Source organism: Helicobacter mehlei (assembly GCF_003660265.1).
Classification (GTDB): domain Bacteria; phylum Campylobacterota; class Campylobacteria; order Campylobacterales; family Helicobacteraceae; genus Helicobacter; species Helicobacter mehlei.
Genome location: NZ_QXQP01000053.1, coordinates 1 through 1,668, shown reverse-complemented (window position 1 = coordinate 1,668; position 1,668 = coordinate 1). Strand labels below are relative to the sequence as shown.

The window sequence follows — 1,668 nt, the reverse complement described above, 5'->3', positions numbered from 1 at the left end:
GTCCTTGCCATCCCCACAAAACTCGTAATACTTGGTGTTGTTGCCAACATACTTCTTATTGGTGCTGGCATTGCGCGCATTCAAGCTTTTTACCCCCCCGCTACAATAGGGCGGATCGATACACACACAATCTATACAAGCATTAGGCAAGCCCTGCATAAAGCCTAACGCATCGGCGTTAAAAACTTGGTTAAGATAGGGGGTTAGCATCACTCACGCTCCATGGGGGTATCTTTGGGCCACTCTTTAGGCCACTGCTCAGGCCATGGGATTTCTGAAAAGGGCGTTATGTTTAGGCCCTGCATTTTGGCTGTCCAAATAGCGTGCTCCTCTTCTGCATTTTTAGCAACAGGGTCCCTGCCCAAGATGATATGTCTAACTAATCTCTGCAAAACTTGCTTTTCTTTAGCCTCCAAAAGATAGAAACTTTCTTTTTCTCTCGCCCTCGTATGCGCAAAATAATACCACTCCCCATTAACCTTTTTGTAGAACTCAAGCCCGTGGAAACTTTGCAACACATAGTCGGGTTTTTCTACAATTTGTTTTAAAAGGGGCACATCCTCCTTTTTAAAAAGAGGCTCTAGTCCATGGCTGAGTTTCTCAAAGCTATAATTTAAATCTAGGTTGTGGATTTTAGCCACTTCTTCTATTTGCGCCTTTAATTCTTTAGGGAAGTTGAAGTTAAAGATGTCATCGTCTTTAAAGTCAAAATGCTTTTTAAAAACCTTTTTAAGTTCTAAACTCTTTTGCCCTTCTTCTTGCTGGTGCTCTTGGGCGGCTCTTTTCATCGCTTCTTCAAGGCGTTTATTTATTTGCTCTTCTTCTTCTGGGGTCATCTCGGGTTTCTTTTCTTTGGGTTTTGCGCGCTTTTTAAGGGGGGATGTGGTAGAGTCGGGTTTAGAGTTTAGGGGCAGAGTCTCGCCCTTAGTCAAAGAGTCAGAGTTGCGACCTTGGCTCTTGCTCGCTAAATCCCTAGAGTTGTCATAAGCGGTAACCACCCACTTATTTTTACCGACTTTAACGCCCCCTTGATTCCACCCCTCGTTAAGCCCGATTTTATAACCATTGTAGAGGATATTGTAACCATTGTGGGTTTGGACAGCTTGCCCTTTAGCCATAATCTCATCAAGGCCATGCGCTAGTTTTTCGTATGGGGTGTTGCCCTTAAAGTCCTTAAAATCCTCCAAATGCTTTTCTACAATCTTAGATAACTCTAGGCCTTTAGCCTCTTTACCTTTACCCTCTACACTCCCCCACACCAAATCAATATAACCCAAGTCCTCTCTATAAAACGCCCCGGCTACTTGCCCGCGTTTTTCTTTTAAAAGCTTGCTAACCGCCTCTTTCCCCTTAAGCGCAAATTCTTTAAAATTCTCTCCAAAGGCGGGGTTAGGTTTTAAAATGTCTTCTAAAAGCTTGTTTTTAAATCTAATGGCGTCTAAGATGTCTTGCTTGTCTAAATGCGCGTTTCTGCCTGCGGCTAGGATTTCTTTAGTCGTGGCTGGGATATGTGTGTTGGGCTTATAGGGAAGTAAGGGGGTTTGATTGTTAAGGGGGGGTTTGGTAGGATTGCCCAAGTCCATAGCGGTATCTAAGGAATCACCCGTATTTAACGGGCGTGAATCCGCCACATCGTGGTTACCGATGGACTTTTTAAATTCCTTTGCA

General features: G+C 43.8%; 1 protein-coding gene and 1 pseudogene. Both read right to left on the bottom strand.

The genetic code is table 11. From position 1 onward, the window contains the following. Nucleotides 1-210 (bottom strand): annotated as a pseudogene (locus EAO36_RS08165) (DNA-methyltransferase); the annotation flags it as partial. Next, nucleotides 210-1,668: putative barnase/colicin E5 family endoribonuclease (locus EAO36_RS08160; protein ID WP_459562060.1), on the bottom strand; the 1,459-nt coding region annotated here is incomplete at its 5' end. The pseudogene EAO36_RS08165 and the gene EAO36_RS08160, both read right to left, overlap by 1 nt.